This window comes from Microbacterium sp. ABRD28, from assembly GCF_003850245.1.
Lineage (GTDB): Bacteria > Actinomycetota > Actinomycetes > Actinomycetales > Microbacteriaceae > Microbacterium.
The window spans coordinates 2,162,882-2,178,059 of sequence record NZ_CP031015.1 but is presented as its reverse complement, the minus strand read 5'-3'; the positions used below and the strand labels follow the sequence as shown (position 1 = coordinate 2,178,059).

Genomic DNA, 15,178 nt, shown 5'->3' with positions numbered 1-15,178 from the left:
CGCAAGGAGTAAGCCAGTGATGGCCGATGAGAACGAACAGCATGTCGAACCTTCCGCAGAGGGCCCGTCCTCTCCGACGCCGGATGCGGCCGAGGACGAGACCGCGGCCCTGATCGAGTCGATCGCGGTCTACGAGGACGGCGCACCGGCGCCCGAGGCCGACTCCGCCGAGAGGGCGCCCGAGGGCGACGCACCGGTCGAGCCGTCACCGACGGAGTCCGCGGATCCCGAGTCGGTCGATACGCAGGCCGCGGAGCCCGGCGACGGCGAAGATGCCCCCGCAGCCGAGGAGACCGTCGAGTCGTCGTCCTCCGACCCTCAGGGCGAGGAGACACCCCAGGGGCCGCCCACCGCCGTGAGTCTCGGACTGCTGCCGGAGGTGTTCGTTTCGTCGGTGTCGACCACGCTGCATTTCTACGCCCCGGATCTCCCACCCCTTCCCGCACTTCCCTCCCGCCCTCCTCGCTCCGAGCAGAGCACGCCGGCGCCGACGACGTCGAAGCGCCGTCGCCGCCGTGGTGGATCCGACGGTCGCGACGACGACGGCGACCAGGGTCGAGACCGCGACGAGCAGCCGCGCCAGCGTGCCGTCGAGCTCGTGACCGAGCCCCAGCGCATCAAGGGGTCGACCCGGCTGGAGGCGAAGAAGCAGCGTCGCCGCGACGGCCGCGAGGCCGGGCGACGCCGTGCCGTCGTGACGGAGGCGGAGTTCCTCGCGCGTCGCGAGGCCGTGGATCGGGTCATGATCGTCCGGTCCAAGGCGGGGCGCATCCAGATCGCCGTCCTCGAAGACAACGTCCTCGTCGAGCACTATGTGGCCCGCCACCAGGACGCCTCCCTCATCGGCAACGTGTACCTCGGCCGCGTGCAGAACGTCCTGCCCAGCATGGAGGCGGCCTTCGTCGACATCGGTCGCGGTCGTAACGCCGTGCTCTACTCGGGCGAGGTCGACTGGGATGCGGTCGAGACCGGCAACCAGCCGCGCCGGATCGAGCTGGCGCTGAAGTCCGGCGACAAGGTGCTCGTGCAGGTCACGAAGGATCCGGTCGGGCACAAGGGTGCTCGTCTCACCAGCCAGATCTCCCTCCCCGGCCGCTACCTGGTCTACGTCCCCGGTGGCGCGATGAACGGGATCTCCAGGAAGCTCCCCGACACCGAGCGCGCCCGGCTCAAGCGCATCCTCAAGGAGGTGCTCCCCGAGTCGTCGGGTGTGATCGTCCGCACCGCGGCCGAAGGCGCCACCGAGGACCAGTTGACGCATGACGTCCAGCGCCTCACCACCCAGTGGGAGCACATCAGCCGGCAGGTCGAATCGATGCCGGCTCCGGCGCTGCTGCACGCAGAGCCCGACCTGCTCGTGAAGATCGTCCGCGACGTCTTCAACGAGGACTTCTCGAAGATGCTGATCCAGGGCGACGACGCGTTCCAGACGATCACGTCGTACCTGCAGAGCGTCGCGCCCGATCTGCTCGAACGGGTGACCCGTTTCGAGGGCGATGCCGACCCGTTCGACGAGTTCCGCATCACCGAGCAGATCGAGAAGGCCCTCGACCGCAAGGTCTGGCTGCCCTCCGGCGGATCGCTCGTGATCGACCGCACCGAGGCGATGACCGTCATCGACGTCAACACCGGGAAGTTCGTCGGTTCCGGGGGCAACCTCGAGGAGACCGTGACGAAGAACAACCTCGAAGCGGCCGAGGAGATCGTCCGCCAGCTCCGCCTGCGCGACATCGGCGGCATCATCGTGGTCGACTTCATCGACATGGTGCTGGAATCCAACCGCGACCTCGTCCTCCGACGCATGGTCGAATGCCTCAGCCGCGACCGCACGAAGCATCAGGTGGCGGAGGTGACGTCGCTCGGGCTCGTCCAGATGACGCGGAAGAAGCTCGGCCTCGGCCTGCTGGAGACCTTCAGCGAGGCGTGCGAGGTGTGCGCGGGTCGCGGGATCATCGTCCACCACGATCCGGTCTCCAAGCATCGCGCGGCAGGCACGAGCTCGAGCGGTCGTCGACCGCGCAACGGATCGTCCTCCAACGGCGGTTCGCAGGGCACGCATGTGATCACCGAGGGCGTCAAGTCGGCGCTCGCCCAGATCGCCGCGTCGACGATCCAGCCGCATGCGGAGGACGAGCGCCCGGAGATCCCGCCCGCGGTGGTCGAGGCGGTCGCCGAGGCCATCGTGGAGGACGGCGTCGAGCGCGCGGCCGACCGGGAGCGTCCCAAGAAGCCTCGCAAGAAGCGCCCGGATGCGGGGAAGGGACCGAAGTCCGAAGCGGAGCTGTTGCTCGACTCCGTTCTGGATGCTCTCCCCGAACCGAAGGCCCCCGGCCAGGGTCGCGCGCGCCGACGGGTCACCACCGCCGCACTGACCGGGACGCCGATCAGCCACGCGCCGGTCGACCCGCCTCAGTGAGAGATGCGGTTCCGACGCTCGCGCGCGGTGACGCGCAGCCCTGACGCCAGCAGCGCCCGGACGAGTTCGTGGCCGTCGACCGGGCGGGCGCCGGCGCCGACCAGGCGGTCGTACGACTCCTCAGGGACGTCGTAGTGGTCCAGATCGAATCCCCGGCGAGGGATGCCTGCCGCGGCGGCGAAGGCGTGGAGTTCATCCAGGTCGCAGTCGCTGATCAGGTGCGACCACAGCCGCCCGTGGGCGGGCCAGCGGGGCTCATCGATCAGGATCGCCATCCGCTGATCTTATGGCCCGCTCCGGACACGCGGGCACGGGCTTTTGCCTGTGGTCCCGGCATCCGGTAAAGTATTCCTTTGGTGCGTCGAGAAATCCGCACCACGTCTTGTGTGACATCCCGAGCGCGTGCGCTCCCAGAAGAAAAACAGGTGTGAAGTGGTTTACGCAGTTGTGCGCGCCGGCGGCCGGCAGGAGAAGGTGGAGGTCGGCACCATCGTCGTCCTCGACCGTCAGCAGGCGAAGGTGGGCGACAAGCTCGAGCTCCCCGCGGTTCTGCTCGTCGACGGCGACGCCGTGACGACCGATGCCGACAAGCTCGCGAAGGTCACCGTGACCGCCGAGGTCCTCGGCGAGGAGCGCGGCCCCAAGATCGTGATCCAGAAGTTCAAGAACAAGACCGGTTACAAGAAGCGCCAAGGACACCGTCAGGACCTCACGCGCGTCAAGATCACCGGCATCAAGTAAGCCCAGGGAGACGTAGAGATGGCACACAAAAAGGGCGCAAGCTCCACCCGGAACGGTCGTGACTCCAACGCACAGCGCCTGGGCGTGAAGCGATTCGGCGGCCAGCAGGTCCTGGCCGGCGAGATCATCGTCCGCCAGCGCGGCACCCACTTCCACCCCGGCGCCAATGTCGGCCGCGGTGGCGACGACACGCTCTTCGCGCTGTCGGCTGGTGCTGTCGAGTTCGGCACCAAGGGCGGCCGTAAGGTCGTCAACATCGTCGCGGCCGAGTAACGGCCCCTCGAACAGTTCTCCGGGAGGGGGCGGGCGGATGCTCGCCCCCTTTCCCACTCCACCGGCGATTCGTCGCCTGACCGCAGGGAGCATGATGGTCACCTTCGTCGACCAGGTGACGCTGCACCTGCGGGCCGGGAAGGGCGGCAACGGCTGCGTCTCCGTGCGACGTGAGAAGTTCAAGCCGCTCGCCGGACCGGATGGCGGCAACGGTGGTCACGGTGGCGACATCGTCCTGGTGGCCGACCCCCAGGTCACGACTCTGCTGTCGTACCACCACTCTCCTCACCGCAGTGCCGGCAACGGCGGGTTCGGGATGGGCGATCACCGCTCCGGCGCTGCCGGCGAGTCCCTCGAGCTCACCGTGCCGGTCGGCACGGTGGTCAAGGATCCGTCCGGCGAGACCCTCGTCGACATGATCGAGCCGGGCATGCGATTCGTCGTCGCCCCCGGCGGCCGCGGCGGACTCGGCAACGCCGCCCTCGCATCCCCGAAGCGAAAGGCGCCCGGCTTCGCCCTGCTCGGCACACCCGGGTGGGAGGGCGACGTCGTCCTCGAACTGAAGACCGTCGCCGACGTCGCGCTGGTCGGCTTCCCCTCAGCCGGCAAGTCCAGCCTCATCGCGGCGATCTCGGCCGCCCGTCCGAAGATCGCCGAGTACCCGTTCACCACGTTGCATCCGAACCTGGGCGTGGTCCAGGCCGGTGACGTCCGCTACACCGTCGCCGACGTTCCCGGTCTCATCGAGGGCGCCAGTGAGGGTCGGGGACTGGGCCTGGAATTCCTCCGCCACGTCGAGCGGTGCACGGCTCTCGTGCACGTCCTCGACTGCGCCACCCTGGATCCGGGGCGCGATCCGCTGACCGACCTCGACGTCATCCTCGCCGAGCTCGCGGCCTATCCGGTGCCCGACGACCAGGTTCCGCTCCTGGAACGACCACAGCTCGTCGCCCTGAACAAGATCGATGTGCCCGAGGCGAAGGATCTCGCCGACCTCGTGCGCCCCGAGCTCGAAGCGCGCGGATTCCGCGTCTTCGAGATCTCCACGGTGTCGCGCGAAGGACTCCGCCCGCTGACGTTCGCCCTGGGCGACCTCATCTCCGCGCACCGCGTGGCGCAGGCGTCGCAGCCTCCGGTCGAGCGCGTCGTCATCCGTCCGAAGGGGGCGGAGGCCGACTTCACGGTACGGGTCGAAGGCGGATCGTACGGACCGGTCTACCGCATCCTCGGTGAGAAGCCGGTGCGATGGGTGCAGCAGACGGACTTCCAGAACGAGGAGGCCGTCGGCTTCCTCGCGGATCGCCTCGACCGGCTCGGGGTCGAGGACGAGCTGTACCGCGTCGGCGCGACAGCCGGCGCCACGGTGGTCATCGGTGAGGGAGAGAGCGTGGTGTTCGACTGGCAGCCGTCGCTCAGCTCTGCGGCGGAGCTCATCGCGGCCCCGCGCGGCACCGATCCGCGATTCGACCAGAGCACGCGTCGCACCACGTCGCAGCGCCGCGATCGCTACCACGAGCGGATGGACGCGAAAGCGCAGGCGCGCGCAGACCTCGAGGCCGAACGCCGGGCAGAACGGCAGGCTCCCGAGGAGTCCGAGTGACGCTGATGGACCGCGCCGGCATCCCCGGTGCCCGGCGTGTCGTGGTGAAGGTCGGTTCCTCCTCGATCAGCGGAGACAACGCGGCGAAGATCCAGCCGCTGGTGGAAGCGCTCGCGCGCGCGCATGCCACCGGCATCGAGGTGGTGCTGGTGTCCTCCGGCGCGATCGCCACTGGCATGCCGTTTCTGGCCCTCGATGAGCGACCGAGCGATCTCGCCACGCAGCAGGCCGCTGCCGCCGTCGGACAGAACGTGCTCATCTACCGGTATCAGGAGGCTCTCCGGCCCTTCCGGATCGTGGCCGGCCAGGTGCTCCTCACGGCCGGCGACCTCGAGAACGTCACCCACCGCTCCAATGCCCGACGCGCGATGGAACGACTGCTGGGGCTGCGGATCCTGCCGATCGTGAACGAGAACGACACCGTCGCCACGCACGAGATCCGCTTCGGTGACAACGACCGGCTCGCGGCGATGGTCGCACAGCTTGTGGGCGCGGATGCGCTCATCCTGCTCAGCGACATCGCCGCCCTCTACACCCGGCCGCCCGACCAGCCAGGAGCGCGCCCCATCGTCGATGTCGCGCCGGGTGATGACCTGTCGGGATACGAGTTCGGCTCCGTCGTGGTGAACAGCGTCGGAACCGGGGGAGCGGCGACCAAGGCCTCTGCGGCCAAGCTCGCTGCGGCGTCGGGAATCGCCACGCTCGTCACCAGCGCCGATCTCGTAGAGCCCGCCCTCGCCGGCGCGCAGGTCGGCACCTTCTTCGTGCCCCGTCCCGTCCAGACCCCTGTGCCGACGGGCGCCATCCGCACCACCGCGTGACCGACGCGCACGCGCCGGCTCGATACCCTGGAGGTATGTCGACGCTCTCCGCCTCACCGGCTTCCGACACAGCCGACGACGCCGTCTCCGACGACAGCGCCGCATCCCGGATGCGGAAGGCCAAGGATGCCGCCCGTTCGATCGGTCTGCTCACCGATACCCAGAAGCGGGAGGCCCTCCGGGCGATCGCCGACGAGATCGCCCGCGCTGCCGACGAGATCATCGCGGCGAATGCGGAGGATCTCCAGCGCGGACGCGAGGCCGGTCTTTCCGAGGCGCTGCAGGACCGACTCTCGCTGGATCAGGCGCGTGTGGCGGCCCTTGCCGACGCAGTGCGGGAGATCAGCGTCCTTCCCGACCCCGTCGGGCGCATCCTCGACCGACGGACGCTTGCCAATGGGGTGGCATTGACCAAGGTGTCTGTGCCCTTCGGCGTGGTGGGAGCCATCTACGAGGCCCGGCCGAACGTCACCGTCGACATCACCGCCTTGGCGTTGCGTTCCGGCAACTCCGTGGTCCTCCGCGGAGGGAGTGCGGCGCTGTCGAGCAATGCCGCGATCGTCTCGGCGATGCGGCGTGCTCTCGCAGCCGTCGGCATCGATCCCGAGGCGATCCAGACGGTCGACCCCTTCGGACGCGACGGCGCTCGGGCGCTCATGACGGCGCGGGGGATGATCGACGTCCTCGTGCCGCGGGGGAACGCAGATCTCATCCACACGGTCGTGACCGAGTCCACCGTCCCGGTGATCGAGACCGGCGCCGGGGTCGTCCACATCGTGCTGGACGAGACGGCCCCCCTCGAGTGGGCGCGCGACATCGTCGTCAACGCCAAAGTGCAGCGACCCAGTGTCTGCAACGCCGTCGAGACGGTGCTGATCCACCGCGCGGCCGCGGAACGGCTGGTGCCCGCCGTGGTCGATGCCCTCGTCGCCCGGGGCGTCACCGTCCACGGGGACGAGACCGTCCTGGAGTTGGCGGGCCGGGGTGTTCCTGCGACCGACGAGGACTGGGCGGCGGAATACCTCAGCCTGGATGTCGCGATGCGGGTCGTCGACGATCTGGACGACGCGCTGGATCACATCCGCCGCTACTCCACGCAGCACACCGAATCGATCATCACGATGGATGACGCAAGCGCCGAACGATTCATCGCGGAGGTCGACTCCGCGGTGGTGATGGTCAATGCCTCGACGCGCTTCACCGACGGCGGCGAGTTCGGCTTCGGGGCGGAGGTCGGCATCTCCACGCAGAAGCTCCATGCCCGCGGTCCGATGGGTCTGGCCGAGCTCACCAGCGCGAAGTGGATCGCGCGGGGTGCCGGGCAGGTGCGCGGCTGACCGCCTAGACTGGGAACGCCTGCACCCGGGAAAACGAACGGAGCCCGAATGACGACCTTCGCGACGCTTGTCAGCCTCGCCGCCGAAGAGGCCGAGTCCCACGGGAACGTGGCGCTGGAGACCGTGTGGTACGGCATCGTCGCCATCGTCGTCTTCGCCGCCCTCGCCCTCGTCACCGCCTCGTACCGCAACGTGGCCAACCGGCACGCGCACAAGGCGGAGGCCTACTCGCAGGCCCACGCGAACGACATCGTGAAGGCGGGGCACGGCCACTAGGCCGAGCGCATGAGCCCGGCGCGTCCCCCGAGGATCGGGGTGATGGGTGGGACGTTCGATCCCATCCACCACGGCCACCTCGTCGCGGCCAGCGAAGTGGCGCAGTCGTTCGATCTCGATGAGGTCGTCTTCGTGCCCACGGGGAACCCCTGGCAGAAGACCCGCGTCAGCGACAGCGAGCATCGCTACCTGATGACGGTGATCGCCACCGCCTCCAATCCCCGGTTCACCGTGAGTCGGGTGGATATCAACCGCTCCGGTCCGACCTACACGATCGATACTCTCCGCGATCTCAAGCACCAGCGGCCCGATGCCGAGCTGTTCTTCATCACCGGAGCCGACGCCATAGCGCAAATTCTCAGTTGGAGGGACCATGATGAACTGTGGGATCTCGCCCACTTCGTCGCCGTCTCTCGTCCCGGTCACGTCCTCGACACCGCGGGCTTGCCGACCGAAGATGTGAGTCAGCTGCAGATCCCCGCGCTCGCCATCTCGTCGACCGATTGCCGAGAACGCGTTCGCCGAGGCCACCCGGTGTGGTACCTCGTGCCGGACGGCGTTGTGCAATACATTGCCAAGCATCACCTCTACCGGAGCAAGGAATGACGGATAACCCAGCGAACCCCCCGCTGACCCGCAAGCAACTGCGTGAGATCCGCAACACCGGTGCGACTCCGGTCGTCAGCCGGGAAGCGATCGAGGCGGCACGTCAAGACACCGCGGCGCCCACCGACACTGCGCCTGAGAGGGCCGACGTCGCCGCCGCGCCCCTGGCGCGAGCCGCGGAACCCGCCGTGATCGGCGCCCGGCCCGTCGCCGACTCCGCCGTCGATCTCGGCGTCTCACCTCTCACGCGCCGACAGGCGCGGCAGCAGGAGCGGATCCGTACGGCGTCGGTACCCGTGATCACGCCCGACCTGCTCGAGGCGCCGCCGCGCCCGGCTGCGACGTCCGAGGCGAGTGCGACGGTCGAGGACGACGTGTCCGAGCCGGCGGCGCATGACGACCGTTCCGCCCGGGACTCCGGCGACGGCGACGCCGCCGCCGAGCGCGCCACGGTCAGCCCGAAGCTCGGTGCCGAACTCCTCGAAGCCGAGGCGGTGCAGGTCGATCTCCCGCCGTCGTTCGATCAGCTCCTCACCCGGGCACCGGCGTCGACGTCGAGCACGCCGCACGCCCTGATCGTCTCGCAGACGCCGTCTCCGCAGATCATGGCACCGGTGAACGCCACCGGCGAGGTCATCATCACGGGCATGCTGAATCTGCCCGACGGGCTCGGCTCCACCGGACATGCGCCGGGTGCCGCCGACGGAAAAGACGTCGACGCCGTGCTCGTGGACGGCGAGCTCCCCGCGCATTCGTCCCCGACTCCGATCGCCGCCAGCGCCGCGATCAGCACGGTGAAGCTTCCGGGCGAGATCATCCAGCCGCCGGCACCCGAGAAGGGCAGTCGCCTGATGATCGCCCTGGCCATCACCGCCGGTGCCCTCGCGCTTGCGCTGGCGGCGGTGCTCATCCTCGCCTTCGTCAGCGGGGTTTTCGCATGACGGCTACGGAATCGTCTCGAGAGATGCTGCAGATCGCCGCCGCCGCCGCGGATGCGAAGGGGGCCGAAGATCTCGTCGCCCTCGACGTCTCGGAGCCGTTGCCTCTCGTCGACGTCTTCCTCCTCGCAACGGGACGCAGCGAGCGCAATGTCGCCGCCATCGCCGACGAGGTCGAGCAGAAGCTGCTCGAGGCGGGGCACAAGCGGCTCCGCCGCGAAGGGCGCCAGGAGGCGCGCTGGGTGCTGCTGGACTTCGGAGACCTCGTGGTCCACGTCTTCCACGAAGAGGAGCGGGTCTTCTACGGGCTCGAGCGGCTGTGGAAGGACTGCCCGGTCGTCCCGATCGAGCTCCCCGCACACGCCGGGGAGACGGACGCCGCGAGTGGTTCGAGGCACGCCTGACGATGTAGTAATCTTGTGGGGTTGCCTCGTGAGGCGACATCCGGGCCTGTGGCGCAGCTGGTAGCGCACCTGCATGGCATGCAGGGGGTCAGGGGTTCGAGTCCCCTCAGGTCCACCGAACAAGCCCCCGAGAGATCGGGGGCTTCGTCGTAGGACGGTGTCATCATGACCGCGAGGGGAGATCGGATGCCCCGGGCAGTCGTCGCCGGCGCGAGCGGCTTCCTCGGTGCTGCCGTGTCCGAGGCTCTCGCGGCAGACGGCTACGACGTGGTCCGCATCGGCCGACGCGAAGCGGTCTCCTGGCACGACCCGGCCCGCATCGCCGCCGCGGTGGACGGGGCCGACGTCGTCGTGAACATGGCAGGGAAGAGCGTCAACTGCCGGTACACCGATGCCAATCGCGACGAGATCCTCCGGTCCCGTGTACACACGACCGCGGCGCTGCGGGACGCGATCGCGGCGGCCTCACGCCCGCCGCGGGTCTGGCTCAACTCGTCGACCGCGACGATCTACGCCCACGCGATGGATCGGCCCCACACCGAGGAGGACGGCCGGTTCGGCGAAGGGTTCTCCGTGGACGTCGCCCGGGACTGGGAACGGGAGTTCTTCGCGGGCGATCTCCCCACGACCCGCCGTATCGCGCTTCGGATGGCCATCGTGCTCGGCGACGGACCCGCGACGGGACTGCTGCTCACCCTCGCTCGCGTCGGCCTCGGCGGTCCCCAGCACGACGGGCCCTGGTTCCCGCACAGACGGTATCGCGGGATCGGCGCCGACCCGTCCGGTCCTGACGTCGGGCCGCCGGTGTACCGCACGCGAGGTCGACAGAAGTTCAGCTGGATCCACCTCGACGACGTCATCGGTGCCATCCGATTCCTCATCGATCGCGACGACCTCGAGGGTCCGGTGAATCTGTCCAGTCCGCACCCGAGCGACAACGCCGAACTCATGCGCACCCTCCGTCGCGCCGTCGGCATGCCGCTGGGGCTTGCATCGTGGAGATGGATGCTGGAGCCCGCCATGTGGCTGTTGCGGACCGAGCCGGAGCTGATCCTGAAGAGCCGGTGGGTGTTGCCAGGTGTTCTCACCGGCGCGGGATACGAGTTCTCCCATCCCGACCTCGTCGACGCCGTGGATGCGGTCGTCGCCGCGAGAGCGCTGAACGATCAGGCGCCGCGCACGGCGTCGTGAGCAGCCTCGGTCGCCGTCGATTGCAGTTGCATGACCGCGACCGCCTCGCGGAGCGAGGCCAACGGTGTCTCGATCTCGTCGAAGTGGTGGACGAATCCGTTGGCATCGCGCGCCGTGATCGTCACGAACGCGTACCCATGCCGTGGCACCCGCACCATCGGCTTCGTGCGCTGTCTCCGCTCGCCCATTCGGCCCCCTCTCGCCCCTTCGACGGTACCGTGACCTTCTGCTGCGGTCCGGCCACGACGCGCAGGAGCCGCTTAGACTCCGAGGTGGGTGGAGTTCCCGGGTCGCGACGGACGGAGTGATGATGACGGCAGCGAAGCGATCTCTCTGGCAGCGACTGGTGCGCACGTTCCGGCCGGAGCCGGAGACCTACGAAACCCGTCGTGCACGGCCGGGAGGGGCTGACCCGGGCGTCATCAACGCATCTCCGATCGACCAGCGCCGCGACGGAGGGTCCGGCGGCATCGGCGGCGGCTAGGACGGAGACTGCCGGATGACGTCGATCGACCGGTGCCCTCCGCTGAGGGCGGGGCGCACGTCCCGTCGTTGGTCAGGGGTGTGCGTCGTCGGCGTTCTGACTCTGGTGCTGGGCCTCGCGGGGTGCGCGCAGAGCCCGGCGAATGCCCCCACGAGCGATCCGGGCACCGTGGAACCTGTCGCGCCGCGCACGGATCCCTCTCCGTCACCGCCCGCCTTCACCGGCCACTGGCGGGTCGCGGAGGGGGTCGTCACGGTCGCGAGCGGGCTGACCGCGCCGTGGGCCGTGGCCGCGCTGCCCGACGGTGCGTTGGCGGTGTCCGAGCGCGACAGCGGCGTCATCCGAGTCGTCAGCCCCGACGGCCGCGTGGGTGAGCTCGGACGGATCGAGGGCGTGGTGTCCGGCGGCGAGTCGGGCTTGCACGGCCTGGCCGTGCTCGTCGACGGCGAGCGACACTGGCTGTACGCCTATCACGGCGCCGCGGATGACAACCGGGTCGTCCGGGCACCGCTGACCTTCACCGCGGACGGCTGGCGGCTCGGCTCGGTGGAGACGGTCTTCGCGGGTATTCCGAGAGCGAACACGCACAACGGCGGGCGCATCGCCTTCGGCCCCGACGGGCTGCTGTACGTCACCACCGGTGACGCACAGAACGTCCGCGCCGCCCAGGATCCGGCGCAGCTGGGCGGCAAGATCCTCCGGCTGACGGCCGACGGGGACCCGGCGGGAGGCAACCCGTTCGGCACGGCGGTGTACTCCCTCGGGCACCGGAACGTGCAGGGGATCACCTGGTCGGGCGACGGTGCGATGTGGGCGAGCGAATTCGGCCAGAACACCTGGGACGAGCTCAATCGCATCGAGGCGGGCGGCAACTACGGGTGGCCGGAGGTCGAGGGGCGGGCCGGGGATGAGAGGTTCATCGATCCGGTTGCGGTGTGGGCGACGGCGGAGGCGAGTCCGAGTGGGATCGCGGCGGTCGGCGAGACCGTCTTCATGACCGGACTCCGCGGCGAACGTCTCTGGGCGATCGATGTGTCGGGAGCGGGTGCCGAGGGAGAGCCGATCGTGGTGCTCGACGGATACGGACGCCTGCGCGACGCGGTCGCGACCGGAGACGGGAGCCTGTGGGTGCTGACGAACAACACCGACGGGCGAGGTGATCCCCGGGAAGGGGACGATGTGCTGCTGCGGGTGCCGTTGGGGCCGGCGGGCTGACCGCCGCGCCGCGGCACCGCGCCGTAGGCTGGACCGCGTGACAGGTCGGCGCAGAGTGCGGGGGGAACGTGCGCTGCCCGCACTCGCGCTGGCTGTGGGACTCACCGTCGCTGCGGGCGGGCCGGCCGGCGCCGATGACACCGAGGACGATTCAACCGCCGGGTCCGTGGGCGCCGCCGGCGTGTCGATCGAGCCGGCACCCTCTGACACCCTCGCTCGTCTCGCCACGGATCGGGTCGAGGCGATGACCCTCCCTGAGAAGGCGGCGAGCGTCGTCATGGGTCACGTGCCGGGAACCGACCCGGGTGAACTCGGGACATATATGGAGCAGACCGGCATCGGCGGGTTCATCCTCATGGGGGCGAACATCCCCGCAGACGAGGCGTCGCTCGCGCAGGTGACCGCCGCGTTGACGGCGGACCCCGCTTTTCCGGCGTTGATCGCCGTGGATCAGGAGGGCGGGGATGTGTCGCGGCTGCCGTGGGACAGTCTGCCCGCAGCACTGACGCTGAAGAACGCCCCCGCCGCCGACACCGCGGCGGCCTTCGCCGCCCGCGCTGCCCTTCTGCAGCGGGTGGGGATCGGCGTGAACTTCGGCATCGTCGCTGACGTCTCGCCGGCACCGGGCGAGTTCATCTTCCGCCGGGCGCTCGGGACGGATCCCGGTGGTGCGGCGGAGCGCGTGGGAGCGGCGGTCGCCGGGGAGGCGGGGGCCGCCCTGTCGACCATCAAGCATTTCCCCGGGCACGGAGCAGCGCCCGGCGATTCGCACGCGACGATTCCGCGCACGGATATGTCCAAAACGGAATGGGCCGCCTCTGACGCTCGCCCGTTCGCTGCGGGGATCGACGCCGGCGCGCAGTTCCTCATGTTCGGTCACCTGTCCTATACCGCCGTCGACCCGCTGCCGGCGTCGCTGTCGGCGGAGTGGCACCGGATCGCCCGGGAGGAACTGGGCTTCGACGGCATCGCGATCACGGATGATCTCGGCATGCTGCAGGCGGCGGGGGAGCCCGCCTACCTCGACCCCGTCACGAATGCCGTCACGGCCCTGGCCGCGGGCAACGACATGGTGCTCACGGTGGTCTCCTCCACGGCGGACACCGCTCCCGCCGTCGTGAACGGCATCGTGGCCGCCGTCGCGTCCGGTCAGCTCTCCGAGGCGCGTCTCAGCGAGGCGGCGACACGCGTGGCCGAAGCGCGACTGCTGCTCGCCGCGGAGGGCAGGGGCATGTCTCCATGTCCGTCGTGCGAGCCGGTCTCGTGATCTCCCGCCCGCAGGGCGTCTCGCAGCCGCGACCTCAGCTGTTGCGCTCTGTCGCTGAGGTCGCGCTGCCGGCCGACATACGCCGCCTTGCCTGACGGCGTCTCTACCTCGACCGCCTCGTATCCCCAGTCACGCAGGTCGTAGGGCGAGGCGGCCATGTCGAGGGCTCTGGTGTCGCGGGCGAGCGCGAAGCAGTCCAGGAGCAGCTCGCCCGGCACCAGGGGGCCGGCCTTCATCGCCCATTTGTACAGATCCATGCCGCCATGGAGGCATCCGGGTTGCTCGAACTCGCTCTGACTCGCCCGTTCGAGCCGATCGCGATTTCGAGGGACCGCGTCCGGCGTGAAGAAGCGGAAGGCATCGAAGTGGGTGCAGCGCAGCTCGTGCGACTCGACCACCTCGTCCGTTCCCCGCGATCCCAGACGCAGCGGAAGCGCATGGCGCCGCTCAGACGAGCGGTAGAGCATGGCCCACTCGTGCAGGCCGAAGCAGCCGAACACCGGCGCACGCCCCTGCGTGGCGCGCAGGAGGCCCTCGATCCCGCGAAGCAGCCCGGCCCGCGACCGTCGGAACCCGACGTCGTCCACCCGCAGGGTCGCCGCGTGCGCTCCCGGTTCGTACCAGCGCCAGCCCGCACGCGCCTCGCCGGCGGCATCGACGAGGTCGACACCCGCACCGGGGTGCCACCGCGACAGCAGCGCCGGCTTGTACGAGTAGTAGGTGAACAGGAAGTCTTCGACGGGATGCTTCTCACCACGCCGCGCGCGCGCCCGGTGATCGGCCGTCAGGCTGTCTGCCCTCTCCCGGTGGATGCGCTCGCGCGCTGTCCACTCCGCGCGTTCAAGACGCATCGTCGGTCGGTGCCGCGCCGTCGGCGGGTTCGATGAGATGAGGACCATTGTTCCGGACGTTGCCCACCGCCCGGTCGACGACGTGGTCATCGAGCGTCTCGGCGACCGCGGGAGCCGCATCGATCGCTGCGTCCAACACGTCGCGGACGTTCTCGGTCGTCGGGTCCAGCCACGCGTCGGCGTGGTCGGGATCCATGAAGAGGGGCATTCGGTCGTGGATCGATCCGAGTCTGCCGATCGAATCCCTCGTCAGGATCGTGAAGCTCAGCAACCAGCGCGCCGGGTCATCGTCCTGCTTCGACGGATCCTTCCACCACTCATAGAGCCCGCCGAAGAAGAGCGGCTCGCCGCCGGCGGGATGGATGTAGTGGGGGATCTTGGCGCCGTCCACCTGCTTCCACTCGTAGTAGCCGGTCGCCGGGACGACGGCTCGGCGCTTGGCGAGCGCCTGGCGGAACATCGGCTTGTCCTCGAGCTCCTCGGAACGGGCGTTGAACGCGCGAGCGCCGACCTTGACGTCCTTCGCCCACCCCGGCACGAGACCCCAGCGCGCCGGTTCGAGACGACGGGTGGGGGGCTCGGTCTTCGGGGAGTCGAGGACGATCGCCACGGTCGAGGTCGGCGCGATGTTGTACGACGGCGCAGGCAGATCGTCGCTCTCGACGTCCACACGCAGCACGCCGACGAGCTCGGAGCCGACGTTTGCCACCACGAAGCGTCCGCACATGCGATCAGCCTACGACCGGCCTCCGACCCCC

At 69.5% G+C, this 15,178-nt stretch carries 17 protein-coding genes and 1 tRNA gene; 14 read left to right on the top strand and 4 right to left on the bottom strand.

From position 1 onward, the window contains the following. Nucleotides 1-19 precede the first annotated feature (19 nt). Nucleotides 20-2,416, top strand: coding sequence for an Rne/Rng family ribonuclease (locus tag DT073_RS10510; protein WP_124293343.1), 2,397 nt, complete (start codon nucleotides 20-22; stop codon nucleotides 2,414-2,416). Here the strand turns inward: DT073_RS10510 and DT073_RS10505 are convergent. Further along, nucleotides 2,410-2,691, bottom strand: coding sequence for a DUF4031 domain-containing protein (locus tag DT073_RS10505; protein WP_124293342.1), 282 nt, complete (start codon nucleotides 2,689-2,691; stop codon nucleotides 2,410-2,412). The genes DT073_RS10510 and DT073_RS10505 overlap by 7 nt on opposite strands. Before the next feature lie 157 nt (nucleotides 2,692-2,848). Between DT073_RS10505 and rplU the strand changes: the two genes are divergently transcribed. The 11 genes from rplU (at nucleotide 2,849) to DT073_RS10450 (ending at nucleotide 10,603) form a co-directional block, all read left to right on the top strand. Further along, a complete protein-coding gene (gene rplU / locus DT073_RS10500; RefSeq protein WP_164478179.1) occupies nucleotides 2,849-3,157 on the top strand; it encodes a 50S ribosomal protein L21 in 309 nt (102 codons plus the stop codon). Between the two features lie 18 nt (nucleotides 3,158-3,175). After that, entirely contained in the window at nucleotides 3,176-3,430 is a 255-nt protein-coding gene (gene rpmA, locus DT073_RS10495) for a 50S ribosomal protein L27 (protein ID WP_124293341.1), read from the top strand. 94 nt (nucleotides 3,431-3,524) lie between these two features. Then, on the top strand, nucleotides 3,525-5,030 hold the full coding sequence (gene obgE, locus DT073_RS10490) for a GTPase ObgE (protein ID WP_124293340.1): 1,506 nt from the start codon (nucleotides 3,525-3,527) through the stop codon (nucleotides 5,028-5,030). A gap of 5 nt (nucleotides 5,031-5,035) precedes the next feature. Further along, a complete protein-coding gene (gene proB / locus DT073_RS10485) occupies nucleotides 5,036-5,851 on the top strand; it encodes a glutamate 5-kinase (RefSeq protein WP_205783120.1) in 816 nt (271 codons plus the stop codon). Nucleotides 5,852-5,886: 35 nt separating this feature from the next. Then, nucleotides 5,887-7,188, top strand: a complete 1,302-nt coding sequence (locus DT073_RS10480) for a glutamate-5-semialdehyde dehydrogenase (protein ID WP_124293338.1) — start codon at nucleotides 5,887-5,889, stop codon at nucleotides 7,186-7,188. 48 nt (nucleotides 7,189-7,236) lie between these two features. Further along, on the top strand, nucleotides 7,237-7,464 hold the full coding sequence (locus tag DT073_RS10475; protein WP_124293337.1) for a hypothetical protein: 228 nt from the start codon (nucleotides 7,237-7,239) through the stop codon (nucleotides 7,462-7,464). Between the two features lie 9 nt (nucleotides 7,465-7,473). Beyond that, the gene (gene nadD, locus DT073_RS10470) at nucleotides 7,474-8,070 is read left to right on the top strand and encodes a nicotinate-nucleotide adenylyltransferase (protein WP_124293336.1); all 597 of its coding nucleotides are present in this window, start codon (nucleotides 7,474-7,476) and stop codon (nucleotides 8,068-8,070) included. Then, nucleotides 8,067-9,011 (top strand): hypothetical protein, encoded by a 945-nt coding sequence (locus DT073_RS10465; RefSeq protein ID WP_124293335.1) that lies wholly within the window; start codon nucleotides 8,067-8,069, stop codon nucleotides 9,009-9,011. The genes nadD and DT073_RS10465 overlap by 4 nt, the downstream gene beginning before the upstream one ends. Then, nucleotides 9,008-9,412 carry a ribosome silencing factor gene (rsfS, locus tag DT073_RS10460; RefSeq protein WP_124293334.1) on the top strand — a complete coding sequence of 135 codons (405 nt, stop codon included), beginning with the start codon at nucleotides 9,008-9,010 and terminating at the stop codon, nucleotides 9,410-9,412. The genes DT073_RS10465 and rsfS overlap by 4 nt, the downstream gene beginning before the upstream one ends. Before the next feature lie 42 nt (nucleotides 9,413-9,454). Then, nucleotides 9,455-9,527 (top strand) — tRNA-Ala (locus tag DT073_RS10455). Nucleotides 9,528-9,577: 50 nt separating this feature from the next. Further along, nucleotides 9,578-10,603, top strand: a complete 1,026-nt coding sequence (locus DT073_RS10450) for an epimerase (protein ID WP_124293333.1) — start codon at nucleotides 9,578-9,580, stop codon at nucleotides 10,601-10,603. Here the strand turns inward: DT073_RS10450 and DT073_RS10445 are convergent. Beyond that, complete coding sequence (locus DT073_RS10445; protein ID WP_124293332.1) at nucleotides 10,579-10,791, bottom strand: hypothetical protein; 213 nt, start codon at nucleotides 10,789-10,791, stop codon at nucleotides 10,579-10,581. The genes DT073_RS10450 and DT073_RS10445 overlap by 25 nt on opposite strands. A 311-nt stretch (nucleotides 10,792-11,102) precedes the next feature. Between DT073_RS10445 and DT073_RS10440 the strand changes: the two genes are divergently transcribed. Next, nucleotides 11,103-12,302, top strand: coding sequence for a PQQ-dependent sugar dehydrogenase (locus DT073_RS10440; RefSeq protein ID WP_124293331.1), 1,200 nt, complete (start codon nucleotides 11,103-11,105; stop codon nucleotides 12,300-12,302). A gap of 37 nt (nucleotides 12,303-12,339) precedes the next feature. Continuing rightward, nucleotides 12,340-13,569, top strand: coding sequence for a glycoside hydrolase family 3 N-terminal domain-containing protein (locus tag DT073_RS10435; RefSeq protein ID WP_240638577.1), 1,230 nt, complete (start codon nucleotides 12,340-12,342; stop codon nucleotides 13,567-13,569). Here the strand turns inward: DT073_RS10435 and DT073_RS10430 are convergent. Together DT073_RS10430 and DT073_RS10425 are read right to left on the bottom strand one after the other, a co-directional pair. Beyond that, nucleotides 13,452-14,420, bottom strand: coding sequence for a 3-methyladenine DNA glycosylase (locus tag DT073_RS10430; protein WP_240638576.1), 969 nt, complete (start codon nucleotides 14,418-14,420; stop codon nucleotides 13,452-13,454). The genes DT073_RS10435 and DT073_RS10430 overlap by 118 nt on opposite strands. Continuing rightward, a complete protein-coding gene (locus DT073_RS10425; RefSeq protein WP_124293330.1) occupies nucleotides 14,410-15,147 on the bottom strand; it encodes an SOS response-associated peptidase in 738 nt (245 codons plus the stop codon). Before DT073_RS10425 ends, DT073_RS10430 begins: the two co-directional genes overlap by 11 nt. Nucleotides 15,148-15,178 lie beyond the last annotated feature (31 nt).

Excerpts from the sequence above, each read along its gene's own strand:
- DT073_RS10510 (WP_124293343.1), top strand. The coding sequence starts at position 20 with ATGGCCGATGAGAACGAACAGCATGTCGAACCTTCCGCAGAGGGCCCG.
- DT073_RS10505 (WP_124293342.1), bottom strand. The coding sequence starts at position 2,691 with ATGGCGATCCTGATCGATGAGCCCCGCTGGCCCGCCCACGGGCGGCTG.
- rpmA (WP_124293341.1), top strand. The coding sequence starts at position 3,176 with ATGGCACACAAAAAGGGCGCAAGCTCCACCCGGAACGGTCGTGACTCC.
- obgE (WP_124293340.1), top strand. The coding sequence starts at position 3,525 with ATGGTCACCTTCGTCGACCAGGTGACGCTGCACCTGCGGGCCGGGAAG.
- proB (WP_205783120.1), top strand. The coding sequence starts at position 5,036 with ATGGACCGCGCCGGCATCCCCGGTGCCCGGCGTGTCGTGGTGAAGGTC.
- DT073_RS10480 (WP_124293338.1), top strand. The coding sequence starts at position 5,887 with ATGTCGACGCTCTCCGCCTCACCGGCTTCCGACACAGCCGACGACGCC.
- DT073_RS10475 (WP_124293337.1), top strand. The coding sequence starts at position 7,237 with ATGACGACCTTCGCGACGCTTGTCAGCCTCGCCGCCGAAGAGGCCGAG.
- nadD (WP_124293336.1), top strand. The coding sequence starts at position 7,474 with ATGAGCCCGGCGCGTCCCCCGAGGATCGGGGTGATGGGTGGGACGTTC.
- DT073_RS10465 (WP_124293335.1), top strand. The coding sequence starts at position 8,067 with ATGACGGATAACCCAGCGAACCCCCCGCTGACCCGCAAGCAACTGCGT.
- rsfS (WP_124293334.1), top strand. The coding sequence starts at position 9,008 with ATGACGGCTACGGAATCGTCTCGAGAGATGCTGCAGATCGCCGCCGCC.
- DT073_RS10450 (WP_124293333.1), top strand. The coding sequence starts at position 9,578 with ATGACCGCGAGGGGAGATCGGATGCCCCGGGCAGTCGTCGCCGGCGCG.
- DT073_RS10445 (WP_124293332.1), bottom strand. The coding sequence starts at position 10,791 with ATGGGCGAGCGGAGACAGCGCACGAAGCCGATGGTGCGGGTGCCACGG.
- DT073_RS10440 (WP_124293331.1), top strand. The coding sequence starts at position 11,103 with ATGACGTCGATCGACCGGTGCCCTCCGCTGAGGGCGGGGCGCACGTCC.
- DT073_RS10430 (WP_240638576.1), bottom strand. The coding sequence starts at position 14,420 with ATGCGTCTTGAACGCGCGGAGTGGACAGCGCGCGAGCGCATCCACCGG.
- DT073_RS10425 (WP_124293330.1), bottom strand. The coding sequence starts at position 15,147 with ATGTGCGGACGCTTCGTGGTGGCAAACGTCGGCTCCGAGCTCGTCGGC.